A 26,446-nucleotide genomic window follows, 5' to 3' on the forward strand; every position below is an offset into this window, starting at 1 on the left:
CTACCGGATCTCGAGGATGGTCTGGAGGATGTCGCGCGCGGTCTGGATGACGCGGCTCGACGCCTGATAGGCCTGCTGGAAGCGGAGCAGGTCGACCGCCTCGCTGTCGAGGTCGACACCGCTGCCCGAATCGCGTGCGGTCACCGCGCCGTCGCGGATCGCGCCCTGCGCATCGCCGACCAGCTTGCGCTGCTCGAACGACGCCGCGTTGCTCGTGATCATGTTGGTCAGCCGCTGTTCGCTGCCCGTCGTCGGGTCGCGCGTCGCGAGCAGCGCGGCCAGGTTCGACGCATCGCGCGCGCCGCCGGTCGCGCCCGCCGCGGCGATGCCGCGCGGGTCGGTCAGTGCAACGGCGATGCTTGTCGGCGTGTCGCCGGTCTTGAACAGCGGCACACCCGGATTGCCGTCGAGATCGCGCCCCTGCGCCTGGATGGCGTTGACCTGCGTGGTGAAGTCGGTCGCGATGCCGTTCAGCGTGTCGCGCGCCGCGACGATCTTCTGCGCGCCCTCGGCATAGCCGGCCAGCGCGCCGCCCGACGGCGTCACCGCCGATGTCGTGCCCGTCCGCTGCACGACGAACCCGACCGCGCCCTCGTCATTCTTCAGATAGCTGACATTGCCTGCATCGGGGCCCGCCACGAATACCGGGCCGCTCGCGCCGCCCAGCCGCACCGTCGCACGGCCGAGATCGTCGAACTCCGTACTGATATCGGTGATCGTGCTCATCTGCTCGAGCAACTGGTCGCGCTGGTCGCCGAGCTGCGCGGCGTTGGTCGACCCCTTCTGGCTACGCGCGATGCCGTCATTGACCTTGGCCAGCGCGGTGCCGAACGAATTGAGCGTCTGCGTCGCCTGGCGCGTCGCGGTGTCGAGATCGGCCGCTGCGGTGTCGAGCGCCTTGCCCGTCGCGGTGAATGCCGCGGCCGCGCTGGTCGCGGATTCGAGCATCACCGACCGCGCCGGGACCGAGGTCGGGTCCGCCGACAGGGTCTGCGCGGCGGAAAAGAAGCTGGTGAGACGATCGCCGAGCTTGTTGTCGGTCAGCGACGTCTCGATCCGCCCGAGCCAGGCCGCCGCGGTCTCCGTCCTGGCAAGATCCGACCCGGCGTTGCGGACCGCGAGCGAACGGAACGTGTCGGCCGAGCGCGAGATGCCGGTGACGGTGACGCCGTTGCTGCCGGTCGCGACGCTCGCATTGATGCCACTGCCGATCGAGGTCACCTGGCCGAGATTCGTCGTCCGCCGGGTATAACCCGCGGTGCCGGTGTTCGCGATGTTCTCGGACACGGTGTTCAGCGCGGTCTGGTACGCCCGCACGCCCGACGCGCCGATCGACAGGAGGTCGCTCATGGCGACGGCTCTGCCGCGTCCGGGTTAAGATCGGATTGCGATTTGGCGAGGAAATCGGTCATCGCCTTGCCGATGCCGAGCGGCGTGTGCTCGGCCATGGTCTGCGCGACGCGGGCGTCCTGCATCTCGGTAAAGGTGTCGAGCGCCTTGGATTCGAACAGCGAATCACTCAATTTCGCCTGGCGCATGCTCTTCAGCATCATGCCGGTGAAGACCGCCTCGAACTTCTTGCCCGCCTTGTCGAGATTGTCGTTCGACTTCAGCCGGCTCGTATCGGTCGAGATGCCGCCCGCATCGATCGGGCCGGGGGCTGCGATCGGGCTCACAGGACGATCAACTCGGCCTTGAGCGCGCCGGCTTCCTTCAGCGCCTCGAGGATTGCGACCAGATCGGCGGGCGACGCGCCGATCGCGTTCACCGCCTTGACGATGTCGGCGAGCCTGGGGCCGGGGTTCAGCAGGAACATCGGGCGACGTTCCTCCTCGACCGCGACCGCGCTGTTCGGCGTGACGACGGTCTGGCCCTGGCTGAACGGCGCGGGCTGGCTCACCTGTGGCTTCTCGTCGATCCGCACCGTCAGCTTCCCATGCGTCACTGCGGCAGGCCCCACGCGCACCGCGGAGTTTATAACGACCGTACCGGTGCGCGCATTTACGATTACTTTTGCCGAGGGCTCGGCGGAGACCACGTCGAGATTCTCGATCGTCGACATCAGGGTCGCACGAACGTCCGCACCGACCGGCGCGCGGACCGCGACCGAAACCGCGTCGATCGCCTGCGCGCTGCCGAAGCCGAGCTTCGAATTGATCGCGCCCGCGACGTTCTGCGCGGTCGTGAAATCGGCACGCGCAAGGTTGAAGGTCAGCATCGGCGCGCTGTCGAACCCGGTCGCAACCGCCCGTTCGACCGTTGCGCCCTCGGGGATGCGCCCGGTCGAGGGGATGTTGACGACGATCTTCGACCCATCCGCACCTTCCGCGCCGAGCCCGCCGACCGCGAGATTGCCCTGCGCCATCGCATAGATCTGGTTATCCGCGCCGAGCAGCGGCGTCATGATCAGGCTGCCGCCGCGCAAGCTCTTGGCCTTGCCCATCGACGCGACGGTGATGTCGAGCCGCTGGCCGGGCTTGGCGAAGGGCGGCAGTTCGGCGGTGATCATCACCACCGCGGCGTTCTTCATCCCCGGATTGGCGTTGGGCGGCAGCTGCAGCCCGAAGCGCGACGCGACGGCTTTCAGCGACTGGACGGTATATTCCAGATTGTCGTCGCCCGTGCCGGGCAGCCCGACGACGATGCCGTAGCCGGTCAGCTGGTTCGACCGAATCCCCTGGAACCCGCCCAGGTCCTTGATCCGGTCTGCAGACGCCGGTGCTGCGATCAGGAGCGAGGCGAGGAGGGTGAGCAGGAAGCGCATGGTCACGGCCTCAGAAAGGGCTGACGACGGAGAAGAAGCGGCTGAGCCACCCCTGGCGGCCGGCGCGGGCGACGTCGCCCTTGCCGGTGTAAGAGATCTGCGCATCGGCGACCCGCGTCGACAGCACGCGGTTGTCGCGGTCGACATCGGCGGTGCGCACCAGCCCCTTGATCTTGAGGAACTCGTCGCCGCGGTTGAGCGTCACGCGCTTCTGCCCCTGCACGAGCATCGTGCCGTTGGGATAGACTTCGGCGACCGTCACGCTGACCTCGCCCGACAGCGAGTTCGCCTGGTCGGCGGCGCCCGCGCCGTTGAAGTTGCGCCCGCCGCTGATCGTCGCATCGGCGCGGTTGAACAGGTTGAGCGCGCCCGTCGTCGGCGGGGTGATGCTGGCCGAGCCGCTGCTGTCGAGCTTCGAGCCCGAGGATTTCGACGCGGCGGTGCGCTCGACCAGCACGATCGTCAGCGGATCGCCGACTTTCCGCGCACGCCAGCCCTCGTACAGCGCGGCATAGCCGTCCTGCGCCTGGAAGATCGATCCGGTCGCGGGCGACGCCAACGGCACGGGCAGCGGCCGTGCGACGGTGAAGTCCTCGGGCGGCGCCTTCTTGCCGAACAGCCTGGCCTGCGCCGACAGCGGCGCGAGCGTGCCGGCGGCAATCGCGAGGAGCGCGATCGGCGCGCGCGTGGGGATCGGAAGTGCCATGATGCGCCCTGCGATCAGATGTTCTGGTTGACGTATTTCAGCATGTCGTCGGTCGCCGAGATCATCTTTGAATTGACCTCATACGCACGCTGCGTCTCGATCATGTCGACCAGCTCCTCGACGACGTTGACGTTCGACGCTTCGAGCATCCCCTGCCGCACGCGACCGCGGCCATCCTGCCCGGCAACGCCCAGATTGGCGGCGCCCGACGCGGCGGTCTCGACCAGGTAATTGTCGCCCGTCGCCTGGAGCCCGGCACCATTGGCGAAGCTCGCGACCTGGATCTGGCCGATCTGCTGCGCTTCCGACTGGCCGGGGATCGTCGCCGAGACGGTACCGTCCTGGCCGATCGTGATGTTGGTCGTCCCCTCGGGCACGGTGATGCCGGGCATCACCTGATAACCCTCGCTGGTCACCATCAGCCCCTCGGGGCTGCGCGAGAAATTGCCCGCGCGCGTATAGCCGAGCGTGCCGCCGGGCATCTGCACCTGGAAATAGCCGTCGCCGTCGAGCGCGAGGTCGAGGCTGTTGCCCGTCGTCTGCATCGACCCCTGCGTATCGATCCGCGCGGTGCCCTGGATCCGGACGCCGGTGCCGAGGTTGAGCCCGGTCGCGTATTTGGTCTCCGCCGTCGACTGCGCGCCCGGCGCGGTCACGACCTGGTACGCCAGCGTCTCGAACGCGGCGCGATCCTTCTTGAACCCCGTCGTGTTGACGTTGGCGAGGTTGTTCGAAATGACCCGCATGCGCGTATCCTGGGCGTCGAGCCCGGTACGCGCGATATGCATGGCGGAACTGCTCATGGCCTAATCCTTCCTTAGCTCGGCAGGCGCATCAGTGATGCACCGCTTTCATCCATGTCCTTGGCGGACTTCAGCATGTTGGCCTGGACCTCGTAGCTGCGCTGATTCTCGATCATGTCGACCAGCGCCTGCGTCATGTTGACGTTCGATCCCTCGATCGCCCCGCCCTGCACCTTCGCATCGAGATCCTCGGGCAGCACGCCGCCACCGCGCACGCGCAGCAGATTGTCGAGCCCCTTGACCGTGTCCGACCCCTTGGTGTCGGCCAGCTTCAGCTTGTCGATCACCTGCGGCGCATTCGCATCGCCACCCTGCGGCACGATCGAAATCGTCCCGTCGCCCGCGATCGAGAGCGTGTCATAGGGCGGGATCGTGATCGGACCGCCCGATCCCATCACCGGAAAACCGTCGCCGGTCTGGAGCACGCCCGACGGAGCGATCTCCAGGTCGCCGCGCCGCGTATAGGCTTCGGAGCCGTCCGACGCCTGCACCGCGAGCCATGCGGTCGCGCCGGTGACCGCGACGTCGAGCGGCCGCCCCGTGGTCTGGATCGCCCCCGGCGCGCGGTCGGCGTCGGTCACTTCCTCCGACGTCGGCGCGCGCGCCTCGAACTGCTGGCCGCCACCCTTCAGGTCGATCCGGTCGAACACCACGCGGTCGGCACGGAATCCGGTGGTCGACGCGTTCGCCATGTTGTTGGCGATCGCCGACTGCGCCGCCATGTGCGCGCGCAGTCCCGTCGCCGCGGTGTAGACCAGCTTGTCCATTCAGGGTTCTCCGTCCGCGCCCTGGATCAGCTGCGGATGTTGAAGATGGTCTGCGAGATCTGGCTCGCGGTATCCAAGGCCTTCGAGTTCGCCTGGAAGTTGCGCTGTGCCGCGATCAGCGAGACGAGCTCTTCGGTGATGTCGACGTTCGAGCGCTCGATCGTTCCCGACATCAGCTTGCCGAAGCCGTTGACGTCGGCGATGCCGAGCTTGGCCTCGCCCGAAATGCCGGTCGCCGACCAGTAGCTGCTGCCGAGCTGGCGCAGACCCTCGGGGTTCGAGAAGTTGGCGAGCATCACCTGACCGAGCGCCTGGGTGTCGCCGTTCGAGAAGCTCGCCTTGACGATGCCGGACTCGTCGATCGTCACGCCCTGGATCTGGCCGACCGCCTTGCCGTCCTGCGCGCGCGCGGCGACGTTGAACGCCGATGCCAATTGCGTGGTGTCGAGCCCGAAGGTGAAGCCGAACTGCTGCGTCGTGCTGCTGCCTGCAGTGGTGAACGGGTCGAACGCGACCGCAGTCGTCGGCGCGGTCAGCTTGCCGGTGGTGTCGAAGTCCAGCTCGACGCTTGCCGCACCGTTGGTGGTCATCGGCTTGTCACCGACATAGCTGAACACTTCCCAGCTGCTCGTATTGCCGTTGGCGGCATCGGGCGTCGTCGTGCGCTTGAAATAATTGGTCAGCGTCTGCGCATTGCCGCTCGCATCATAGATCGTCGTCTGCGCCGACTGGTTGTAGCTGGTCGGGTCGAACCGGTCGAACGTCGTCGTCGATGGGATCGCGGCATTGGCGCTGAGGTTCAGCGACATCGACACGTTCGCGGTCGGGACGGCCTTGCCGCTGGTCGCGGGAAGCTGAAGACTGACCGCGGAATCGAGCCCCGATGCGACGACCTTGCCCGAGCCGTCGACCGGATAGACCTGCAAATGGCTGCCGTTCGAATCGACCACATAGCGATCGGCATCGACCAGAAAGCCGCCATTGCGCGTATAGTTGACGTTGAGCGACGTCGTGCTCGGCTTCACCACGAAGAAGCCGTCGCCCGACACGGCGAGATCGAGCGCGTTGGCCGACTGGATGAGGTTGCCCTGGCTGAACTGCTGCCGATTGCCCTGCACCACGGTGCCCGAGCCGATCTGCTGCGCGGGGTTCAGCGACACGCTAGACGCGATCACGTCGGCGAATTCGGTGCGGCTCTTCTTGAACCCGTTGGTCGAGACGTTCGCGAGGTTGTGCGAGATCGTCGACATTTCGGTCTGCGAGGCCTGGAGGCCGGAAAGCGAGGTATAGAAGGACATCGGGTTACTCCTGGAATTCTGGCAATCAGCGGGCGATCAGCCGATCTGGCGAACCGCGGTGACGGGGACCTCACCAAGGCCCGGTAGCGTGAGGATGGCGGCACCGGTCGTCGTCGAAACCGACTGGACCGGCGCCCAGACAAGGTTCTGTGATGCAACGGTCGTGCCATTATTCTGGGCGTTGACGATGACCTTGAACGGTCCCGTCCCGGCATCCTCGCCGGTCGCGGTCTTGCCGTCCCAGTCGTAGTTCACGGTGCCCTTGTCGGCGCTGCCGAGCGACATGGTCTTCAGCACGCCGCCATTGGCATCGGTGATCGTGACGTTGACGTTGCTCGCCGCGGCGCCAAGCTCGATCCCGCCGGCCAGCCCGCCGCTGGTCCGCCCATAGGCCGTGTCACCCGCGGTCAGCACGGTCTTGCCGACATAGGCCATCGCATCGCTGGCGCTGGTCACGTTCAGCTTGTCGGCGATCGACTTCATCGTCGTGCTCATCTCGGAAATACCGGCGAGGCTCGAGAACTGCGCCATCTGTGCGACCATCTGGGTGTTGTCGACCGGGTTGAACGGGTCCTGGTTCTGCATCTGCGCGGTCATCAGCTTCAGGAAATCCGACTGGTTGAGCGTCGTCGAATTGGATGCCGTGGTCGTCGTCGCGGCGGTCGTCGCGCGCGTGATGCCGAGGTTCGAAAGCGTCGAGTCGAAGGAACTTGCCATGATCAGCGGCCTAGCTTGAGGGTATCGATGATCAGCGACTTCGCAGTCTGCATCACCTCGACATTGTTCTGGTAGCTGCGCGCGGTCTCCATCATGTCGACCAGCTCGCGGGTTTCATCGACCGCCGCCTCGAAGATGTTGCCATCCTTGTCGGCCATCGGATTGTTCGGATCGTAGCGCTTGGCGGGTGCCTCGCCGGCGGTGACGACCTTCTCGACATCGACCGTCGACATCCCGCTGGCGGCGTCGAAGCTGGTGCGGAACACCGGCTTCATCGTCTTGTACGCAGCCTCCGCGGAGCCGGCGACGCCGCCCGCATTGGCGAGGTTCGACGCGGTGGTGTTCATCCGCAACAGCTGCGCGGACATCGCGCGGCCAGCGACCTGGAAAATCGTCATCGGCGCATTGGCCATCGCTTAGTCCCCCTTCAGCGCGCGGGTGACCTGGCTGATCCGCCCGTTCAGGAAGGACAGCGTGGTCTGGTACTGCACCGCATTCTCGGCGAACGCGGTCTGCTCCTGGTTCAGCTCGACGGTGTTGCCGTCCATCGAGGTCTGCGTCGGCACGCGATACTTGGTCGCCGCGTCGATCCCGCCCGCGCCATCCGTCTCGAGCGACGCGAGCGCCGACTTGAAGTCGATGTCGCGCGCCTTGAAGCCGGGGGTCGAGGCATTGGCGATGTTCGACGCGAGCACCCCCATGCGCTGCGATCGCACCTCGAGGGCCGCACCATGAACGCCAAACAGCGAGTCACCTGACACTGGACCGAACTCCCGCGCTGGATTGCGCAAGCCTTCCAAAGCAATGCCCGTGCCAGTTGACGCTCACTGACCGGATGACGCCGCTTTGCCGCCCGTCGGCAAGCGCGCGGCAACCCGGCCGGCAACGCCTTGCCGCCCCGGCAGACGTGGCGGCAATCGCACCGGCAGGCGTGGTGCCGACCCGTCGCGCAGCGTGCAAACCGCCGGCCCGCGCGAGTCCCGCTCACCGGGGGATCGCGAACTGGCCCGGCCCTTGCAAAGACTTACGGGACATGATTACGCTCGCCCATCTGCTCGACCCCGCCGCGCTCGCCATCGTCGGCGGCGGCACGGTCCTCGGCGTCGCCTTGCGGACACCGCTGCGCGATCTGGTCCGCGCGATCGCGGCGCTGAAGACGCTCGGCCGCGCCCGGCTCGACGGCGATGCACTGCTCCAGCAGATCGTCGCGCTCGGCCGTATCGCCCAGCGCCACGGTGCGATGGCGCTCGACCGTACGGTCATCGCCGATCCCGACATCGCCGCCGGTATCGCGGCGATCGTCGACGGCGCGACCGCCAGCGACGTGGCACTGCTGATCCGGCATCGCCGCCATGCGCGGATCGAACGCCACGTCGCCGCCGCCGAGGTCTGGGCAGGCGCCGCCGAACTCGCGCCCGCGATGGGCATGGTCGGCACGCTGATCGGGCTCGCCCAAATGTTCGCGACGATGAGCGATCCGACCGCGATCGGCGGCGCGATGGCTATCGCGCTGCTCGCGACGCTCTATGGCGCGCTGCTCGCCAACCTCGTCTTCATGCCGGTCGCCAACCGCCTGCGCGCACAGGGCCGCAACGAGGCGTTCGAACGTGCCCGGATCGAGGCGCCACTCGTCGCGCTCGCCGCGCGCGAGGCCCCGCGCGCACCGTTGATGAGCGTCGCATGACGGTCGGTGATTATCCCGAGCCGCAGCCCGGGCGTCCGCTCTGGCTGATTACGCTCGCCGATCTCGCCTTGCTGCTCGTCGGCTTCTTCGTACTCCTGCAGGCTACGCAGACCGCCAGCGACCGTCCCCTCGCGCCCCGGGCGCTGGCAGCCGGATTGCGCGAGGGCTTCGGTTCACCCGCGACGGCACCGGCCGACACCGCACGGTCGAGATCGCTCGCCGCTTCCGCGCCACGTGCAGTGGCCAAGCCCACGGCCTTGCCCGTTGCCGCTGCCGGGATGCTCGACTTCGCGGTCGGTTCGGCTGTGCTGCCTACGTCACCCGATACGCTGGCGGCCTGGGCGCGTGACGCGGTGCAGGACCCGCGCGTCCAGATCACCGTCACCGGATCGGTCGACGGCTCGCGCGGCGATGTCGACCCTGTCACGCGCAGCGCGGCGATCCTCGCCTCGGACCGTGCGCGCGCGGTCGCGGCCGCGATCGCCCATGTCGCCCGCGGCCGCGTGACGCTCGCGACGTCGCCGACCACCGGCCGCCGCGCCGCCATCGTCACCCAAGCCTTTGTCGGCGAACCGCCAAGGACCCCCTCATGATGCTCGCCCTGTTGATGATCGCTGCCGGTGCGCCGTCCGCCGGCTTCCAGGATATCGCCGCGCTCGATCGCGCGGTCTCGGCATTCACCGGCCGGCCGATCGGCGCCGAGGGTGGCGCGCGGACGACGGTCGATTCGCGGTTGCGGCTCGCGACGTGCCCGACCGTCGCGATGTCGTGGCGGACCGAAGCGCATGACGCGGTGGTCGTCGCCTGTGCCGGCCCCGCCTGGCGCATTTTCGTCCCCGTCATACGCCCGGCCTCGGCCCCCGGCGCGACGCCCGCCACGACCCGTGCGGCCTATGCCCCGGTCGTGAAGGCCGCCCCCGTCATCCGCCGCGGCGATCCGATCGTGATCGAGGCTGGCACCGACGGCTTTTCGATCAGTCGCGAGGGCGTCGCGCTGGCCGATGCCGCCCCCGGCGCACGCTTCATGGTCAAGGTCGACGACACCCGCACCCCGGTCCAGGCGATCGCGGTCGCCAGCGGCCGCGCGACCCTGCCCGGCTGGACGAATTAATTTTGTTAAAGCTTTTCGCACGCCGGCCGTTTCTCCCTCTGTCAGCAAGAACCAGAGGGTGCAGACATGGTGGAATCGATCGGCTCGAAGCCGTTGACGGGAGGCGAGCGCAGCGTCGCGCGCATCGCCGCGACGACGCCCGCCCAGCCGGTCGCCCAGCCCCTGGCGCAGACGCCCGACCGTGCGGTCGAGGCCGAACCCTCGGCAACCTCGTCGATCGCGCTCGCGCGGACGATGGCCGCCGCAGCCCCGATCAACGAAGCGCGCGTGGCCGCGGTCAAGAAGGCGGTCGCCAACGGCACCTTCCCGATCCTGCCCGCGACGATCGCCGACCGGCTCCTCGCCTTCAAACTGGAATGGGCACCGAATGACCCGGCGTGACGCCCTAGTGCGCGTGATCGACGCGCTGCATGCCGAGATCGCGGCGCTGAAATCCAACGACGTGGCCGGGCTGGAACGCGCGACGACGCAAAAGCTCGACGGCATCAATGCGGTCGCAACGCTCGGTACCGGCCCTGCCGGTCCCGAATTGCGCGAGCTGGCGGACGAGGCGAACCGCCTCAACGAAACCTGCCGCATCTATACCAACCTGATGGCGGCAAATGTCCGCCGCCGCCTGCAAACCTTGACCGGCGAGGGCGGCATTGCCGGCTATCGCCCGCGCATGGGTGCGGCCTACGCCTGATCCGCGCGGCCGGGCAAGATCTGGCACGCCCCTTGCTGTGTAGTGTCCTGAAACAGGGACATTACTCGCGGGATGACCGTCAATCCTATCACTACCGGCCGGATCCAGTCCGCGATCGCGCTTGCGAGCAGCAAGACGGGCGTGGATTTCGACTATCTGCTCGGCCAGGCGAAGCTCGAAAGCGGGCTTAACGCTAATGCCAAGGCGGGCACGTCAAGCGCGTCGGGTCTGTACCAGTTCATCGAACAGAGCTGGCTCGCGGTCGTCAAGAAGCACGGCGCTGAGCACGGGCTCGGCTGGGCAGCCGACAGCATCGGCCAGTCGTCGGGCGGGCATCTGGGCGTCGCGGATGCGGGCACGCGTCAGGCGATCCTCGCGCTGCGCAACGATCCCGCCGCCGCCTCGATGATGGCGGCCGAACATGCGTCGGACAACAAGGACGCGCTCGAGGGCAAGCTTGGCCGCACCGCGACCGGCACCGATCTGTATATGGCGCATTTCCTGGGGCTCGGCGGCGCGTCGAAGTTCCTGACGACGATGCAGGCCAATCCCGACGCGAGCGGTGCCGCGCTGTTCCCCTCCGCCGCGCGCGCCAATCGCGGCGTCTTCTACGAGTCCAACGGTACGCCGCGCTCGCTGTCGGCAATCTACGAGCGATTCTCGACAAAGCTCGGCGCCGCCGCCGCGGGCGCGACCGGCTCGGCCACGACCGGCTCGGTCCAGTTCGCCGCGCAGGCGCTCGACATGGACGGCAGCACGGTCGTCACCGGCAACAATGAAAGCGCCGAGGACGCGCTCGCCTGGGCGACGTCGACGATGGGCCGGTTCGGCACCCGGAACGCCGGTTTCAATGGGGGCCAGACCTCGGCAAGCCTGTTGCGGCCGACGCCCGACACCGCGCGGCTCGCCTATCTGATGCTCGCGAAGATGGGTGGCTGAACCCATGAACCGCCTGCTCTCCAACGCCCGTGCATCGGTCCTGCCGCTCGCGATCCTGATGCTCGTGCTCGTCATGGTCGTGCCGATCCCGGCATTCATGCTCGACATCTTCTTCGTCGCGAACATCGCGATCAGCCTTGCCGTGCTGATGGTCGCCCTGAACGCGCAGAAGCCGCTCGATTTCTCCGCCTTCCCGACCGTGCTGCTGTTCGCCACGCTGTTCCGCCTCGGCCTCAACGTCGCCTCGACGCGGATCGTGCTCGTTCACGGCCATGAGGGCGAGAGCGCGGCGGGTCACGTCATCGAGGCGTTCGGCACGTTCCTGATCGGCGGCGACTACGTCGTCGGCATCTTCGTCTTCGCGATCCTGATGATCATCAACATGATCGTCGTCACCAAGGGTGCGGGCCGCGTCTCCGAAGTCAGCGCGCGCTTCACGCTCGACGCGCTGCCCGGCAAGCAGATGGCGATCGACGCCGACCTGAACGCCGGGCTCATCACCCCCGACGAGGCGAAGGCGCGCCGCATCGAGGTGTCCACCGAGGCCGATTTCTACGGCTCGATGGATGGCTCGTCGAAGTTCGTGAAGGGCGATGCGGTCGCCGCGATGCTGATCCTCGCCGCAAACATCATTGGCGGGCTGATCCTGGGGCCCGTCAGCCACGGCATGTCGATCGCCGACGCCGCGCACAACTACATCCTGCTCGCGATCGGCGACGCGCTCGTCGCACAGCTTCCCTCGCTGATGCTGTCGATCGCCGCAGCGTCGATCGTCACGCGCGTCACCTCGGACAAGGATCTCGCCGGCCAGATCGGCGGCCAGTTCGGATCCCCGCGCACCTGGACGCCGGTCGCGGTCATCCTCGCGCTGCTCGGCGTCCTGCCCGGTATGCCGCACATGGTCATCCTGCCCGCCGCCGCGATCGCCGGGTTCGCGGCCTGGAAGCTGCGCCAGATCGAGCGTCGCCCCGCCCCCGTCGTCATCGCCCCCGTCGAGGCGATCGACCAGTCGAAGATCGGCTGGGACGAGGTCACCGACGGCATGCAGGTCAATCTCGACATCGGCTACGGCCTGGTCCCGCTGGTCGACGACCGCCGCGGATCGCCGTTGATGGGCCGCATTACCGGCGTCCGTCGCCAGCTGTCGAAGGAACTGGGCTTCGTCGTGCCGCAGGTCCGCGTCCGCGACGACATCAACCTTGCCCCCTATGTCTACCGCATCATCGTCAACGGCGTCGTCGTCGGGGAGGACACCGTGTCGCCCGACGACATGCTCGCGCTCGACACCGGCCAGGCGTTCGGCTCGCTGATCGGCAAGACCACCAAGGATCCGACTTTCGGGCTCGACGCGACCTGGATCTCGACCGCGGACGCGGATGCGGCGACCGGCGCGGGCTATCTCGTCGTCGATCCCGGCACCGTGGTCGCGACTCATCTCAATCACCTGCTCGGCCAGACTGCGTCCGAGCTGCTCGGCCCCGACGAGGTCCAGGCGCTGCTCGACGGGCTGAAGGAGCGCGCGGCGCAACTCGTCACCGCGCTCGCGCCGATCCCGATCACCACGTTGACCCAGGTCCTCAAGGGCCTGCTCGCCGAGAACATCCCGCTGAAGGAATTCCGCAGCATCGCCGCCGCGATCGCGGTCGCCGCCCAGCGCAGCCAGGATGCCGAGGAGATCATCGAACTGATCCGCCCGCGTCTCGGCGCGCTGATCATCCAGAAGCTGTGCGGGATGCGGGAGCCGCTCCGCGTGATGACGCTCGAGGGGCATCTCGAAGGGCTGCTCGGCCAGGCGATGCGCGCCGACCAGTCGCGCCGCCACGTCATCGAACCCGATCTCGGCCGCCGCATCGTCGAAGCGCTGCAAAATGCCGCGCAGCCGCTGATCGCCGAGGCCAAGCCGTTCGCGCTGGTCGTCCAGCCCGCGATCCGCCTCGCAATCCGCAAGCTGGTCCGCACCTGCCTGCCCGACACCCCGGTCATGTCGTTCTTCGAAGTACCCGAGGACAAGGCGGTCGAGGTCGTCGCGGTCATCGGCGCACCACAGCAGGCGCTGGCCGCATGAGCGCCGAACCGATGATGGCGGCGTTCGACAAGGCCCGCCCCGCGCGCGCCGGCGAAATCCCGACGGGGCCCCTCACCTATCGTCCCCAGCAACGCCCCAGCGGCGACCCCGACCAGCTCGTCAAACAGCATCTCGCGATGGTCCGCCGGATCGCTTGGCACGTCCACGGCAGCATGAGCAGCATCGTCGAGGTCGAGGATCTGGTGCAGGTCGGGCTCGTCGCGCTGGTCGAGGCCGCGGCCGGGTTCGAGGAGCGTGGTACGCCGTTCAAGGCCTATGTCGCGACCCGCCTGCGCGGCGCGATGATCGACGAACTGCGGCGCCAGGCGACGACGACGCGCGGTGCGATGCGCCGCCGCCGGCAATATGCCGACGCCATTTCCACGCTCACCGCCCAGACGGGCAAGGCCCCCGGAGACGCCATGATCGCCCAGCATATCGGCGTCAGCATCGACAAGCTGCGCAGCGACTATGTGACCGCGGACGCGATCCGGTTCGATTCGATCGACGAGGTCTATGCCGACGACATGCCGTGGTTCGCCGACGACACCCCCGACGCGTTCGAACAGCTCGCCGACAGCGACCTGCGGGACGCGCTGATCGCCGCGATCACCGCGCTGCCGGAACGCGAGGCGCAGGTGATCCAGCTTTATTATGTCGAGGAGATGAACCTCGAGGAGATCGGCGCGGTCTTCGACATCGGCGCCGCCCGCGTCTGCCAGATCAAGGCATCCGCGCACGCGAAACTGAAACGCGCGCTCGCCCGCAAGGTCTGACGTACCCCTCATCCTCCCCCGCCAAGGGGGAGGTGGCAGGCGCAGCCTGACGGAGGGGGCGGAAAGGGAAAACCGCTGTTGCGTGTCCTCCCCGCTCCGTCGCCTTTGGCGCCACCTTCCTCTGGCGGGGGAGGATAGAGCGTATGAACATTGCCGATGATGTGTTGCCCGCGAATCATCCCGCCGCCGCGCGGATGCGCGCCGCCTCTCCGATCGCCATTGCGAAAATAGCGCAAGGCAACCCTCGCTCAGCCGACCCGCTGCCATCCCAATGCACAAAACCCCGGCGGCCTTGAGGCCACCGGGGTTCGCTGCGCCCCGTTTACCGGGAGGCGATCCGACTGGCGCCGGCACCCGATCGGGGGCCGGTGCCGGCGCCGGGATCGGATTACTGAAGCAGCTTCAGCACGCCCTGCTGGCTCTGGTTCGCCTGGGCGAGCATCGCGGTCGACGCCTGGCTCAGGATCTGCGCCTTGGCGAGCGCCTGCGTCTCGGCCGAAAAATCGGCATCCTCGATGCGGCTCTTGGCGTCCGACAGGTTCGTCGAGTTTGACGTCAGGTTGTTGACGACCGACTCGAGGCGGCTCTGGCCTGCACCAAGCGATGCACGGGTTGTCGACACCGCGCCGAGTGCCGTGTCGATGAGGCCGATGGCTGCAGTGGCACCAGCGGCAGTGGAAATGTCTGCGTCTGTTGCAGTGCTGAGGTCAAGTCCAGTGATCGTCAGGGCAACTTGATCGGTGCTTCCCGCTCCGGTCTGGATATTGATTACCGTGTCCCCGGTACCAAACAATGCGACCTTATTAAACTTCGTATTGTCAGTGATGCTGGTGATCTGCGCCGAAAGCTCGGCAACTTCAGCCTGAAGATTTGCGCGATCGGTGTTGTCATAGGTCCCCGACGCCGACTGAACCGACAGCTCACGCATGCGCTGCAGCATGTTCGTGACCTCGCCGAGGGCGCCGTCAGCAGTCTGCGCAAGTGCAATGCCATCGTTCGAGTTGCGGACAGCCTGATTCATCCCCTTGATCTGCGCCGTCATCGACGATGCGATGGCGAGGCCTGCAGCATCGTCCTTGGCCGAGTTGATTCGCTTGCCGGTGGACAGACGCTCCATGGCCGTCGACAGCGCAGCGTTTGCGGTGGTCGATGCGCTAGCTGCGCGCAGCGACGAGATGTTGGTCCCGATAACAGTCATGATTAAGCTCCTTCATGCCGGCTACCCCGCCGCCCCCGTGGCGAAGGACCGAGCCGTCAGGATGGGTAACGGCCGCGCTTCTCCGGGCTTTAGGAAAAAAAATCCGCCCCTCGCGCACCGGCGTGGCGCGCTCCCGTACACGCGCGCGCGAACGCGCCCGGAAATAGTTTGCCGCGACGCGGCACGATTTAACCGCGCCTTTACCCTCAAGGCCGCATTCCCGAATCGTCACAGGGGGACTTCATGCGCTCGATCTTTCCATCCGCTGCCGTCACGGCGCGCAAATATGCGCTCGTCTCGTCCCTGCGTGCACAGGGCTTCGGGATCGGATCGCTCGACACCGCACAGCCGGGCGCGAACGACCTGTTCCTCGTCGCCGAGGGCGAGCCCGTCGCCTACCCCGCGCGCACCGTCGTGATCGGCTCCGAAGGCCGCAGCGTCACCCCGTCGCGCAGCGGCGCGCCCGCGCGGATCGGCTTTGCCGCCGAGGATACTGCGGTCGGCAACGGCTTTGCCCGCGCGCTGATCGGCGGGCCCGACATGCCGACCGCCGCCGACCCCGAATCGCTCGCGCTGCTCGCACTCGCCGAGCGCGTCGCCGCCGCCGACATCACCGTGCTGATCAACGGTCCGACCGGCACCGGCAAGGAAGTGCTGGCCCGCGCGATCCACAATGGTTCGCCGCGCAAGACCGGCCCGTTCATCGCAATCAACTGCGCAGCACTCCCCGAATCGATGCTTGAGGCGATGCTGTTCGGCCACCAGAAGGGCGCGTTCACCGGCGCGTCATCGGGCGGTGAGGGCTTTTTCCGCGCCGCCAACGGCGGCACGATCCTGCTCGACGAGATTGCCGAGATGCCGCTGACGCTTCAAGCCAAGCTGCTCCGCGTGCTCCAGGAGCGCGAGGTCGTCCCGCTCGGCGCGACCGTGCCGCAGCCGATCGACGTCCGCGTCATCGCCTGCGCCAATCGCGACCTGCAGGGCGAGGTCGCCGCCGGCCGGTTCCGCGCCGATCTCTATTACCGGCTCGCGGTGTTCCCGCTGACCACCAAGTCGCTCGCCGAGCGGCCGCAGGATATCCCTGCGCTCGCCGCGACGATGATCCTGCGTCATGCCGGCAACCGCAACGTCATTCCCTGGCCGTCGCGCGCGGCGATCGAGGCGCTGATGCTGCACGACTGGCCGGGCAATGTCCGCGAGCTCGAGAACGTGATCCAGCGCGCGCTGCTGTTCTGCGGCGGCGACACGATCGAGGCGAGTCACATCCTGTTCGATCGCCCGGTGACGATGACCTTCGCCCCGCGCCCCGCGCCGGTCGTCGCGCCCATCGCCGAACCGCTCGTGCCCGTTGCCGCGACGCCCGCCGAACCGCAGACCGATACGTTGGGCACCATTGTCCAGATGAGCGAGTTCGCGGCGATCCGCGAGACGCTGAAGGCATGCGGCGGCAGCCGGATCGAGACCGCGCGCCGGCTGGGCATTTCGGAGCGCACGCTGCGCTATCGCCTCGCCAAGGCACGCGAACAGGGTGAGGACTTCGCCCGGGTGATGTCGGCATGAGCGGCGTCAGCGGAATCGGCGGCGGCGCGATGAGCGTCGACCGCGTCATGGCGCTGCGCTCGCAGATCCTCGAGCGCAACCAGGCACTCGCGCGTGCCAGCCAGACCGCCCCGACCATCGCGCCGACCGAGACGAAACCCGTCAGCTTCGGCGACACGATGGAAACCGCGCTGAAGAGCGTGAACGAGGGCCAGACCCAGGCCGCCAAGCTCAGCGAAAGCTATGAGCGCGGCGAGACCGTCGACATCGCCAAAGTGATGCTAGCGCGCCAGCAGGCGTCGGTCGGGTTCGAGGCGACGCTGCAGGTCCGCAACAAACTCCTGTCCGCCTACAAGGACATCATGAGCATGCCGGTGTAATGATATGAGCACTGCCCTCATCCCCGCTTCGTCGGCCAATGGCCTCCCCGAGAAATTCGCTAACCCGCTCAAACAGATAAAGTCCGCCTTCGCGCAGCCCGCGGTACGCCGCTCGCTGCCGATGGTGCTGATGATCGGCCTGATCGCCGCCGCCGCGCTCGCGTGGATGACGCTGTCCTCGCCGACGCAGAAGACGCTGTTCACCAACCTGCCCGATGCCGACAAGGCCGCGGTCACTTCCGCGCTGACGACCGCGAACATCAAGAGCCGGATCGACGATTCGACGGGTTCGCTGACGGTCGCCGAGGAGGATTACTCGCGCGCGCGGATGCTGCTCGCCGGCCAGGGCCTGCCCAAGGCGGCACCCGGTGGTTACGCGATCCTCGACCAGCTGCCGATGGGCGTCAGCCGCGCGGTGGAAGGCGAACGCCTGCGTCAGGCGCGCGAATCCGAGCTCGCCCGGTCGATCGAGGAGATCGACGCGGTCGCCGAGGCGCGCGTGCATCTCGCGACGCCCGAAGCCTCGGTGTTCGTCCGCGACAATGCCGCGCCCTCGGCCTCGGTGATCCTGAAACTGCAGGGCGGCCGGTCGTTGAGCGACGCACAGGTCGCCTCGATCATCAACCTCGTCGCATCGTCGGTACCCGGCATGAAGCCCGATTCGGTGACGATCGTCGACCAGATGGGCGCGCTGCTGACCAAGCCGGGCGGCGTCGACGGCGTCGGCGCGGCGGGCGACAAGCGGATCGAGATCCAGCGTCGCGTCGAGGACAAGTACCGCACCCAGCTGATCCAGCTGCTGACCCCGCTGGTGGGGGCCGGCAACTTCACCGCCGAGGTCCAGGCCGACGTCAATCTCGACGAGACCCAGGCGACGCGCGAAAGCTATGACAAGCAGGGCGTGCTGCGCGCCGAAACGGGCAACTGGACCGGCAACCAGAAGGACGGCGCCGCGACCCCGGGGGGCATCCCCGGCGCGCTCAGCAACACGCCGCCCGCCGCCAGCACGCTCCAGGCACCGCAGCCCGCGACCGGCAATCCCGGCATGCCGCAGCCCGTCGCCGGCGGCCCCGCCCCCGACGCGATGAAGCAGTCCGACCAGTATCAGCGCGCCTATGACCTGGGCCGCGAAGTGTCGGTGACCCGCGCCACCCCGGGCAGCGTCAAGCGTCTGTCGGTCGCGGTGCTGCTCCGCGATCCCGACAAGACGCGCCGCACCGCGATGGAGATCAACCAGATCACCGACCTGGTGAAGAGCGCGGTCGGCTTCGATCAGACGCGCAACGACAATGTGACGGTGATCAGCCGCAAGTTCGCCGGCGCCGATGCCGCCGCCGATACCGGCCCCGCCTGGTACGACAATGCGTGGCTGCCGGTACTCGCGCGCAACGGCACCGCGATCGTCATCGCGCTGCTCGTCCTGCTCCTCGGCGTTCGCCCGATCGCCAAGGCGCTGATGACGAAGCGCGAGGACGCGACGCCGCGGCCCGCCTTCGGCCAGACGATCGAAGGCGCCGAGAGCGAGGATGCCGAGGCCCTGACCGGTCCGGTCGTCATCCCCCCGGTCAGCCTCGACCAGCTCGAAAGCTCACGCGGCTATGACGAGCGGGTCGGCGCGGTCCGCGGCTTCACCCGCGACAATCCGACCCGCGCCGCGCTCGCCGTGCGCGACATGATCAAGGCGGACGCACGCTGATGGAGGGCTTGCGCACCTATACCGGCGTGGAACGTGCCGCCGTGCTGATGATGCTGGTGGGCGAGGACGAAGCCGCCGCGATCCTTCAGAAGCTCGACCCGGAGGAGGTCCGTCAGCTCGGCGCGGCGATGTTCAAGGTCGCCGATGTCTCCGAGCAGGAGGTCGAGACGGTGCTCGACGATTTCGTCGACCGCGCACGCGAGCGCACGACGATCGGCTTCGACCCCCGTCCCAAGATCGAGGCGGTGATGAACCGCGCGCTCGGCCGCGAAAAGGCCGAGAGCGTGCTCGCACGGATCACCCCGGCCGAGGCGGCGTGCGAGCTCGAACTGCTCGACTGGCTCGATGCGAGCGAGATCGCCGCGATGATCGAGAAGGAGCATCCGCAGATCGCCGCGGTGCTAATCGCCAATCTCGACGCGTCAGTCGGCGGCCAGGTGCTCGAACTGATGCCCGATGCGGTCCAGCCCGATATCCTCCACCGCATCGCCCGGCTCGGGCCGATCACGCCCGAGGCGGTCGACACGCTGCGCACGCTGCTCGCCAACCGCACCGGCACCGGGTCGAGCGGCCAGGGCGTGACGCTGGGCGGCACGCGCGAGGCGGCCAAGATCCTGTCGGGCGCGCGCAAGGCGACCGAACAGCGCGTCATGCCCAAATTGTTCAAGATCGACCGCGACGTCGCCAAGGCGATCGAGGAGGCGATGTTCGTGTTCGACAACCTGCTCGAGCTCGACGACAAGAATCTAGGCACGCTGATCCGCAACGTCGATGGCGAGATCCTCACCAAGGCGCTCAAGGGCGTCGACGAGGCGGTGCGCAACCGCTTCCTCGGCTGCATGTCGGCGCGCGCCGCCGACGGCATTCGCGACGAGATGGAGTCGCGCGGACCGATGCGGCTCGCCGAGGTGCTCGAGGCGCAGAAGGCGATGATCGCGACCGCACGCGGGCTCGCCAAGGACGGCACGATCATGATGGGCGGAGGCGAGGACGACTATGTCTAAGTTTGTCGGGGCATCCGGTTTCGTCGCGGGCTTCGCCGCGCGCCACGACACCGCGGCGCAGCTGCTCGCGCACGCCTTCGCGCCGCCAATGGGCTTTGCCGCTGCCGATATCCGCGATCGTGTCTCCGCCGCGCCGCGCCGGGCGACCGGGTTCGCGCCGCAGGGCGCCGCACCCACACCGACGCCCACCCCGAGCGCGCCGGCCACTGGGCCAAAGCATTTCAGTCCCGCCGACAAGGACAGCAATCCGACCGAGGGCTGGGATCCGCTCGATCCCGCCAGCGAGACCGAGAGCTTTCTCGATCCGCTCGCCGCCGCGCATGCCGCCGGCTATGCCGAGGGCCTCGCCGCCGCAGCCGCGGTGGCACAGGGGAATGCCGCGCGCGACCAGGCGCTGCTCGCCTCGCTCGCCGCCGCGCTCGCCACCGACCGGCTCGACCGCGACCGGGTCGCGACGCAGCTTCGTCAGACCGTCCTGCTGCTGGTCGGCAAGCTGGTCGGCGAGATCGGCATCTCGCCAGAGCTGCTCGCCGGACGGATCGAATCCGCGACCGAACTGCTCGCTGATTCCGCCGAGGCCGCGTTGCTGCGCCTGCATCCCGACGACGTCGCACTGATCGAGGGCACGCTGCCCAAGTCGATCTTTGCCGCTGGTGACCCCAATGTCGCCCGCGGCAGCTTCGTGCTCGAAAGCGCGTCGACTATCGTCGAGGACGGCCCCGCCATGTGGCTCGACCAGCTCGCCAGCGCGATCGACCGCGTCGCGGTGCCCGCGAAAGCCGCCTGAGTGCTGAATCGCTTCACCGCCGATTATCTCGAAACGCTCGCCAACGCCGATTTCGTCGCGGCCCCCAGGGTGTCGGGTCGACTCGCCTCGTTCGACGGGCTGCTGATGGAAGCGGTCGGGCTGACCCTGCCCGTCGGCACCGTGTGCAAGGTCGGCGAGGGCAGCGCGAGCGTCGAGGCGGAGGTGATCGGCTTTCGTAACGGGCGTACGCTGATGATGAATCTCGGTGGTCCCGCCGCGCTCCTGCCGCGCGCGCCGGTCAAACCGATCGGCCCTCCGGGCGAGGCCGAGGTCGGCGCAGCGCTGCTCGGTCGCGTCGTCGACGGCGCGGGCAAGCCGATCGACGGCCTCGGTCCGATCCGCGGGGCCGGCCGCTGGCCGCTCGCGGGCAAGCTCCAGTCGCCGCTCGACCGTGGCCGCGTGCTTCAGCCGATGGACGTGGGCGTGCGCGCGATCAACGGCCTGCTGACGATCGGCCAGGGTCAGCGCGTCGGCATCATGGCGGGGTCGGGCGTCGGCAAGTCGGTGCTGCTCGGCATGATCGTCCGCGCCGCGCAGGCCGACGTGATCGTCATCGGGCTGATCGGCGAGCGCAGCCGCGAGGTCGCCGACTTTCTTGAGACCAAGGTCGCCGGCGCCGCCCGCGCACGCTCGGTCGTCGTCGCGGTGCCCGCCAATCACTCGCCCGTGCTCCGCATCCGCGGCGCGCTGCGCGCCACCGCGATCGCCGAAGGGTTTCGCGACGAGGGCAAGAAGGTCCTGCTGATCATGGATTCGCTGACCCGCGTCGCGCATGCCGGCCGCGAGATCGGCCTCGCGCTCGGCGAACCCGCCTCCGCACGGGGCTATCCGCCGTCCGCCATCGCGATGCTGCCGAACCTGATCGAGCGCGCGGGCGTCGACGTCCATACCGGCGGGTCGATCACCGCGATCTATACCGTGCTGGCGGACGGCGATGACGGCAACGACCCGGTCGTCGATTCGGCGCGCTCGATCCTCGACGGGCATATCGTGCTGAGCCGCCAGCTGGCCGAGCGCGGCGTCTATCCGGCGATCGACATCGGCCCCTCGGTCAGCCGCGTGATGACCGACATCGCCGACGCGCCGCATGTCAGGGCCGCGCGCGTACTGCGCCGCAATCTGGCGACCTATGAGGAGAATCGCGACCTCGTGCTGATGGGCGCCTATCGTGCGGGTGCCGACTCGGCGATCGACAATGCGATCGCCTGCCACGGCGCGATCATGGAGTATATCCGCCAGGATTCGGACGAGAAGGTGTCGCTGGGCGATGCCGTTGCCGAGCTGGTTGGTGTCTTCGGTGGCTGACGCCCGCGCCAAGACGCTGGCACGGATCCACCGCGTCCGGACCTTGCAGCTCGGCCTGACCCGTGCCGACGAAGCCCGCGCGCACGACAAAGCCGCGAGCGAACAGGCGCTGTCCACCCGGATTACAGGCCTGGCCACCGCCGTCGCTCCCGTGGAACAGACCGCGGTCGCGGTCTCGCTGGGGGCGTCGGCGCATTACCGCGAACGCCTGCAACACTCCGCCGACGCCGCGGTCGAGCGCGTCCGGTCGGCGGAATATCAGGTCGCGCGTGCCACCGACGCGACCCGCGCCGCACAGCGCGACCAGAGTGCGGTCGAAAAGCTCATCGCGCGCGCACAGGCCGATGCAGTCATCCGGGAGCTGCGCGCGCTCGAGGAGGCACCGGCCGTCAGGAAGATCCGGCACGATCCTTGCTGAGTACGGGCTGACACCGCCCTATTCGAGAGATTGCATGATTCTGCCCGCGCTTGCCTCCCCTCCTGGCCTCGCCCTTACGGCCGCGCCACGCGTAGCGGGCGGTGAGTCCGCGGGTGATTTCGGCGACACGCTGGCTGCGCTGCTCGACACCGGGCTGGTGGCCGACGTCGCACCGGCCGATAGCATCACCCGGCAACCGGCGGTCAGCGGCGGCAAGCCCTTGCCGGATGCCGCCGCCGAGACCGAAACACTGCCGTTCTGGTCGCCGGGCGTCGCCTTTGTTCAAGTGCCGGTCGCGGCGCCCCCGCCGCTAGTCGCGGCAACAGTGGAAATTACCGCCGAGGTACCGGCGTCCGTAGCGGCGGCCGCGCTCCCGCCGGCCGCATTGGGCACGTCCGCGCTCACGCCGGTGAAATCGCCGCTTGCGTCGTCGCTGGTCGGCGGCGGTGGCGACGTGCCGATCGAAGGCCCGGACCCGGTCGAAAACCGGCTTCCGCCGCCGCCGGAGCGCGTCATCCGGATCAGCCTGCGCGGCACCGAACGCCCGACCACGACGAAACGTCCGCGCGATTTCGACGCCACCGACGATACACCGACAGAGCACGCGACCATCCCGGAGGCAACCCCGATCGCCGTGCCGGTCGTGATCGATGCCCCCCAACCACTAACGCCCGCCGCACCGCAGGCAACGCTGCCCGAAGATGGGATCGGCACGGCAACGTTGGCGGGAGACGCGTTCGCCAGGTCGAACATGCCCGGCGGGCGACAGGCTCCCCTTTTCTCGACTGTGTCAGAGCCGCTACCCGCCGCGTTTGCGCCCGACGCCGCAATGAAGCCTCCTGCCCTTCAGTCCGGGATCACCGCGCCAGCGACGGCGGATGCGACCGTCGTCGATGAGACGCCAAGCAGCAGTTCCCCGCCGACGCCTCCCGGCGCACGCCCGACGTTTGCCGCGGCTTCCGATTTCCAGGTCGCCGCCGCAATCCTGTCGGGCACCCGCCCGGTCGCGCTTCCCGACACCCCCAGCCGGCCAGCAGGGGAAGCCTTGCCGCCGCCCGCCGCTTTCAATGGCACGGTCATGCCATCGCCGGCGCCAGGCGCGCCGGCTCAGGCTCCGGCACTGCCGCCCGCCGTCACCGTGCCCGCACAAACGCCGGCGTCAGCAACGCCAGTACAGGGAGAAGCAATCGCCCAAGGCCTCGCACCCCTAGTTACCGCGGACTCCGCGAGCATCGACACACTGCCACCGCGATGGTCGTCACGCGACGGCGCACCACCCGTGACCCTCGTCGTGCAGCAGCCGCCCGCCGCCGCCACACAGCCGCAACCCGGCACCGTTGCCTCCGCCGCGCAGGTCTTCGGCGCCGCGATCCAGGCGGCGGCGCAGCGCCGTGACGAGCCCCGCCTACGGGACGACACGACGCTGCTCGCCCCGCTCACCGCCGCCGGCACCGTTCACGCGCTCGCCCCGACCACGAACGCACAGCCGCCGCTCGACATGCGGCAGGAGCGCTGGCCGAGCGCGATGATCGAGCGGATCGATATCCTGCGCGACGCGGCGAATGCGACCGATACGCGGATCCGCCTGATCCCCGATGCGCTCGGCACGATCGACGTCTCGGTCCGCAAGGACGGCGATACGCTGCATGTGCATTTCGCCGCCGAACAGGCCGCCACGCGCAGCCTGTTGCAGGAGGCGCAACCCCGGCTCGCCGAACTCGCCGATGCCCGTGGGCTGAAGCTGTCGCAGAGCAACGTCGATACCGGCGCCGGCCAGCAGCAGCAGCGAGCTGCGACGCCGCACCAGCCTTCGGCGCCTTCGCGCGCCCGCGCCGGAATCGCGACCGCTGCCGATACCGATTCCACCGACACCCGACTCGCCTGACCCGAAGGACTGCGTAGATGAGCGACAAGAGCGAAGCCCCCGTGCCCAAGAAGAAGGGGAAGATGGGCAAGATGATCATCGGCGGCGTCGCGCTGCTCGTCCTGGTGGGCGGCGGCGTCGGGGCGGGCGTCTATGCCTCGAGCGCGGGGCTGATCGGCGGCGGCCATGCCGCGGCCGATGACGGCAAGCCCAAGCTCATTCCGAAAAGCGAGCAGAAGTCCGCCGGGGCCGAAGGGGACGGCGAAGGCGGCGGACATGGCGGCGGCGAGGATGCCGCACCCGAGAATCACGGCATGGCGCCGCCTGCGGGCGAGGGCGGCGACCGCTATGCGTCGACCTATTATGCGCTGGAGAAGGAATTTACCGCCAACCTCCAGGACAGCGCGCATTTCATCCAGGTCGGCGTCGCCGTCTCGACGCCCTATGACAACAGCGTCATCGACCATCTCAAGACCAACGAGATCGCGGTCCGCTCCGCGATCCTGATGGCGCTCGGCGAGGCGACCGAAGACGAGGTCTTCACCGCGCAGGGCAAGCGCAAATTGCAGGGTGAACTGGCCAAGGCAATCAATGCCACGCTCAAGCAGAAGGAAGGTTTCGGGGGGATCGGTAACGTTTACTTTACCAGTTTCGTCGTTCAGTGAGGCATGGTTAACGCCCCCCCAGACACGACGATGCGCGAGCGGCGCGAGCGCGATCGTCCCCAGGCGGCCCATTCGGGCATGCTGGGGTCGGCCAAGCTCAATCCCTTCGGTGATTTGCACACGCTGCAGCATCTGTCCGCCCGGTTCGCGCGGACGTTGCGCGGCGTGTTCGAGCCGATGCTGCGCCAGGAAGTGCGCAGCTGGGCCGAGCCGCTCGTCGTCCAGCGCTTTGCCGATTATCGGGCGGAGCGCGGCGACGGGCTGATCGCCTGGCTGCCGATGGTGATGACGCCGGGCGCCGCGCAGGCGCTGTGCGTGATGGACGGGCGGTTCATCCTCGAGCTGCTCGACCTGTTCTTCGGCGGGACGGGCGCGGTGCCACCGGTGCTGCCAGCCGAATTCTCGCCCGCGGGCGAGGCGATGATCGCGCGGATCGGCCAGCTGATCGCGACCCCGCTCAAGACCGCGTGGGAGCCGATGGCACGGTTCGAGTTCCAGCCGACCCGTGTCGAGGTGAACCCGGCGATGATCGCCGAGCTCGACGGCGAGGATGCGATGATCGTCACCCGCTTCGGGCTGGCGACGGGGGCGGGCAAGCCGGTCTTTCTCGACCTCGTCTACCCGGTCACCGCGCTCAAGCCGCACGCGCCGTCGCTCACCACCAAGGTGCTCGGCAAGACCGCCGAGCCCGATCCGGCCTGGCGCAACGAGCTGACACGCGCGGCGATGAACATCCGCTTCCCGATCCGCTCGGTGCTCGCCGAACCCGTCGTGTCGCTGCAGATGCTGATGGACCTGAAACCCGGCGACGTGATCCCGATCACGATCTCGGGCGACGTCCCCGTGATGGTCGGCAACGACCGGCTTGGCTGCGGCACGGTCGGCACGTCCAACGGCTTCGCGGCCATCCAGCTCACCTCCATTACCCGTATCGACGAAGGATTCGCAGCATGACCGACATGGCCGGTACTTTTCCGGTCGACGCCGCCGTGGCCGCCAATTTCAGGCTGCTCCAGGACGTCGACGTCAAGCTGACCGTCGAGATCGGCTCGACCAGCCTGACGCTGCGCGAACTGCTCGCGCTGAGCGAGAGCAGCGTGATCGAGCTCGATCGCCAGGCCAACGAGCTGCTCGACGTGTTCGTCAACGGCACGCTGATCGGTCGTGGCGAGGTCGTCACCGTCGGGGAGCGGTTCGGGGTGCGGATGACCGAGCTGGTCAGCCCCGACAAGTCGCTCGCGGCGCGCGGCTGAT

General features: G+C 68.2%; 30 protein-coding genes. 19 read left to right on the forward strand and 11 right to left on the reverse strand.

The genetic code is table 11. The features are described from left to right. The 10 genes from flgK to IFT87_RS04790 are packed head-to-tail and all read right to left on the reverse strand — an operon-like array spanning window position 1 to window position 7,816. Window positions 1-1,350, reverse strand: coding sequence for a flagellar hook-associated protein FlgK (gene flgK / locus IFT87_RS04745; protein WP_192007771.1), 1,350 nt, complete (start codon window positions 1,348-1,350; stop codon window positions 1-3). After that, window positions 1,347-1,676: a rod-binding protein gene (locus IFT87_RS04750; RefSeq protein WP_037530507.1), complete on the reverse strand. Its 330-nt coding sequence runs from the start codon at window positions 1,674-1,676 to the stop codon at window positions 1,347-1,349. The genes flgK and IFT87_RS04750 overlap by 4 nt, the downstream gene beginning before the upstream one ends. Continuing rightward, window positions 1,673-2,764: a flagellar basal body P-ring protein FlgI gene (locus tag IFT87_RS04755; RefSeq protein WP_031440260.1), complete on the reverse strand. Its 1,092-nt coding sequence runs from the start codon at window positions 2,762-2,764 to the stop codon at window positions 1,673-1,675. The genes IFT87_RS04750 and IFT87_RS04755 overlap by 4 nt, the downstream gene beginning before the upstream one ends. Before the next feature lie 10 nt (window positions 2,765-2,774). Continuing rightward, complete coding sequence (locus tag IFT87_RS04760; RefSeq protein WP_192007772.1) at window positions 2,775-3,470, reverse strand: flagellar basal body L-ring protein FlgH; 696 nt, start codon at window positions 3,468-3,470, stop codon at window positions 2,775-2,777. 14 nt (window positions 3,471-3,484) lie between these two features. After that, window positions 3,485-4,273: a flagellar basal-body rod protein FlgG gene (gene flgG, locus IFT87_RS04765; protein ID WP_031440258.1), complete on the reverse strand. Its 789-nt coding sequence runs from the start codon at window positions 4,271-4,273 to the stop codon at window positions 3,485-3,487. A 14-nt stretch (window positions 4,274-4,287) separates the two neighbouring features. After that, complete coding sequence (locus IFT87_RS04770; protein ID WP_031394683.1) at window positions 4,288-5,040, reverse strand: flagellar basal body rod protein FlgF; 753 nt, start codon at window positions 5,038-5,040, stop codon at window positions 4,288-4,290. 26 nt (window positions 5,041-5,066) lie between these two features. Beyond that, window positions 5,067-6,338 carry a flagellar hook protein FlgE gene (locus IFT87_RS04775; protein ID WP_031440257.1) on the reverse strand — a complete coding sequence of 424 codons (1,272 nt, stop codon included), beginning with the start codon at window positions 6,336-6,338 and terminating at the stop codon, window positions 5,067-5,069. Between the two features lie 36 nt (window positions 6,339-6,374). Next, window positions 6,375-7,055: a flagellar hook assembly protein FlgD gene (locus IFT87_RS04780; RefSeq protein ID WP_031394681.1), complete on the reverse strand. Its 681-nt coding sequence runs from the start codon at window positions 7,053-7,055 to the stop codon at window positions 6,375-6,377. A gap of 2 nt (window positions 7,056-7,057) precedes the next feature. After that, window positions 7,058-7,468: a flagellar basal body rod protein FlgC gene (flgC, locus tag IFT87_RS04785; RefSeq protein WP_031394680.1), complete on the reverse strand. Its 411-nt coding sequence runs from the start codon at window positions 7,466-7,468 to the stop codon at window positions 7,058-7,060. A 3-nt stretch (window positions 7,469-7,471) separates the two neighbouring features. Then, on the reverse strand, window positions 7,472-7,816 hold the full coding sequence (locus IFT87_RS04790; protein ID WP_031440256.1) for a flagellar basal body rod protein FlgB: 345 nt from the start codon (window positions 7,814-7,816) through the stop codon (window positions 7,472-7,474). 272 nt (window positions 7,817-8,088) lie between these two features. Between IFT87_RS04790 and IFT87_RS04795 the strand changes: the two genes are divergently transcribed. From IFT87_RS04795 to IFT87_RS04830, 8 genes are all read left to right on the forward strand, one after another. Beyond that, window positions 8,089-8,739: a motility protein A gene (locus IFT87_RS04795; protein ID WP_031440255.1), complete on the forward strand. Its 651-nt coding sequence runs from the start codon at window positions 8,089-8,091 to the stop codon at window positions 8,737-8,739. After that, complete coding sequence (locus tag IFT87_RS04800; protein WP_192007773.1) at window positions 8,736-9,332, forward strand: flagellar motor protein MotB; 597 nt, start codon at window positions 8,736-8,738, stop codon at window positions 9,330-9,332. Before IFT87_RS04795 ends, IFT87_RS04800 begins: the two co-directional genes overlap by 4 nt. Then, entirely contained in the window at window positions 9,329-9,850 is a 522-nt protein-coding gene (locus IFT87_RS04805; protein ID WP_320481756.1) for a flagella basal body P-ring formation protein FlgA, read from the forward strand. Before IFT87_RS04800 ends, IFT87_RS04805 begins: the two co-directional genes overlap by 4 nt. A 66-nt stretch (window positions 9,851-9,916) precedes the next feature. Continuing rightward, window positions 9,917-10,231, forward strand: coding sequence for a flagellar biosynthesis anti-sigma factor FlgM (gene flgM / locus IFT87_RS04810; protein WP_031439844.1), 315 nt, complete (start codon window positions 9,917-9,919; stop codon window positions 10,229-10,231). Further along, window positions 10,218-10,535, forward strand: coding sequence for a hypothetical protein (locus tag IFT87_RS04815; RefSeq protein WP_031394268.1), 318 nt, complete (start codon window positions 10,218-10,220; stop codon window positions 10,533-10,535). The genes flgM and IFT87_RS04815 overlap by 14 nt, the downstream gene beginning before the upstream one ends. Before the next feature lie 72 nt (window positions 10,536-10,607). After that, complete coding sequence (locus IFT87_RS04820) at window positions 10,608-11,474, forward strand: hypothetical protein (RefSeq protein WP_031439845.1); 867 nt, start codon at window positions 10,608-10,610, stop codon at window positions 11,472-11,474. Between the two features lie 4 nt (window positions 11,475-11,478). After that, the gene (flhA, locus tag IFT87_RS04825; RefSeq protein ID WP_031439846.1) at window positions 11,479-13,539 is read left to right on the forward strand and encodes a flagellar biosynthesis protein FlhA; all 2,061 of its coding nucleotides are present in this window, start codon (window positions 11,479-11,481) and stop codon (window positions 13,537-13,539) included. Further along, entirely contained in the window at window positions 13,536-14,315 is a 780-nt protein-coding gene (locus IFT87_RS04830) for a FliA/WhiG family RNA polymerase sigma factor (RefSeq protein ID WP_031439847.1), read from the forward strand. The genes flhA and IFT87_RS04830 overlap by 4 nt, the downstream gene beginning before the upstream one ends. A gap of 388 nt (window positions 14,316-14,703) precedes the next feature. Here the strand turns inward: IFT87_RS04830 and IFT87_RS04835 are convergent, their stop codons facing one another. After that, a complete protein-coding gene (locus tag IFT87_RS04835) occupies window positions 14,704-15,513 on the reverse strand; it encodes a flagellin N-terminal helical domain-containing protein (RefSeq protein WP_037530810.1) in 810 nt (269 codons plus the stop codon). Between the two features lie 243 nt (window positions 15,514-15,756). Here IFT87_RS04835 and IFT87_RS04840 point away from each other — a divergent pair, with 243 nt between their 5' ends. The 11 genes from IFT87_RS04840 to fliN are packed head-to-tail and all read left to right on the forward strand — an operon-like array spanning window position 15,757 to window position 26,445. After that, window positions 15,757-17,073: a sigma-54 interaction domain-containing protein gene (locus IFT87_RS04840; RefSeq protein WP_037530808.1), complete on the forward strand. Its 1,317-nt coding sequence runs from the start codon at window positions 15,757-15,759 to the stop codon at window positions 17,071-17,073. Next, window positions 17,070-17,432, forward strand: a complete 363-nt coding sequence (fliE, locus tag IFT87_RS04845) for a flagellar hook-basal body complex protein FliE (RefSeq protein ID WP_037530804.1) — start codon at window positions 17,070-17,072, stop codon at window positions 17,430-17,432. Before IFT87_RS04840 ends, fliE begins: the two co-directional genes overlap by 4 nt. Before the next feature lie 4 nt (window positions 17,433-17,436). Next, the gene (gene fliF, locus IFT87_RS04850; protein ID WP_192007775.1) at window positions 17,437-19,128 is read left to right on the forward strand and encodes a flagellar basal-body MS-ring/collar protein FliF; all 1,692 of its coding nucleotides are present in this window, start codon (window positions 17,437-17,439) and stop codon (window positions 19,126-19,128) included. Then, window positions 19,128-20,132 carry a flagellar motor switch protein FliG gene (gene fliG, locus IFT87_RS04855; protein ID WP_031394705.1) on the forward strand — a complete coding sequence of 335 codons (1,005 nt, stop codon included), beginning with the start codon at window positions 19,128-19,130 and terminating at the stop codon, window positions 20,130-20,132. The genes fliF and fliG overlap by 1 nt, the downstream gene beginning before the upstream one ends. Then, window positions 20,125-20,919: a FliH/SctL family protein gene (locus IFT87_RS04860; protein WP_192007776.1), complete on the forward strand. Its 795-nt coding sequence runs from the start codon at window positions 20,125-20,127 to the stop codon at window positions 20,917-20,919. Before fliG ends, IFT87_RS04860 begins: the two co-directional genes overlap by 8 nt. Continuing rightward, the gene (locus IFT87_RS04865) at window positions 20,920-22,245 is read left to right on the forward strand and encodes a FliI/YscN family ATPase (protein ID WP_192007777.1); all 1,326 of its coding nucleotides are present in this window, start codon (window positions 20,920-20,922) and stop codon (window positions 22,243-22,245) included. Next, entirely contained in the window at window positions 22,238-22,663 is a 426-nt protein-coding gene (locus IFT87_RS04870) for a hypothetical protein (protein ID WP_342211130.1), read from the forward strand. Before IFT87_RS04865 ends, IFT87_RS04870 begins: the two co-directional genes overlap by 8 nt. 34 nt (window positions 22,664-22,697) lie before the next feature. After that, window positions 22,698-24,548, forward strand: a complete 1,851-nt coding sequence (locus IFT87_RS04875) for a flagellar hook-length control protein FliK (RefSeq protein ID WP_192007780.1) — start codon at window positions 22,698-22,700, stop codon at window positions 24,546-24,548. A gap of 17 nt (window positions 24,549-24,565) precedes the next feature. Further along, a complete protein-coding gene (locus IFT87_RS04880) occupies window positions 24,566-25,192 on the forward strand; it encodes a flagellar basal body-associated FliL family protein (protein ID WP_037528685.1) in 627 nt (208 codons plus the stop codon). A gap of 3 nt (window positions 25,193-25,195) precedes the next feature. Further along, window positions 25,196-26,146 (forward strand): flagellar motor switch protein FliM, encoded by a 951-nt coding sequence (locus IFT87_RS04885; protein ID WP_031441299.1) that lies wholly within the window; start codon window positions 25,196-25,198, stop codon window positions 26,144-26,146. Beyond that, window positions 26,143-26,445, forward strand: coding sequence for a flagellar motor switch protein FliN (fliN, locus tag IFT87_RS04890; RefSeq protein WP_031394024.1), 303 nt, complete (start codon window positions 26,143-26,145; stop codon window positions 26,443-26,445). Before IFT87_RS04885 ends, fliN begins: the two co-directional genes overlap by 4 nt. Window position 26,446: the final 1 nt, after the last annotated feature.

The sequence above is a fragment of the Sphingomonas sp. CFBP 8765 genome, assembly GCF_014841445.1.
In the GTDB taxonomy this organism is placed as follows: domain Bacteria; phylum Pseudomonadota; class Alphaproteobacteria; order Sphingomonadales; family Sphingomonadaceae; genus Sphingomonas; species Sphingomonas aerolata.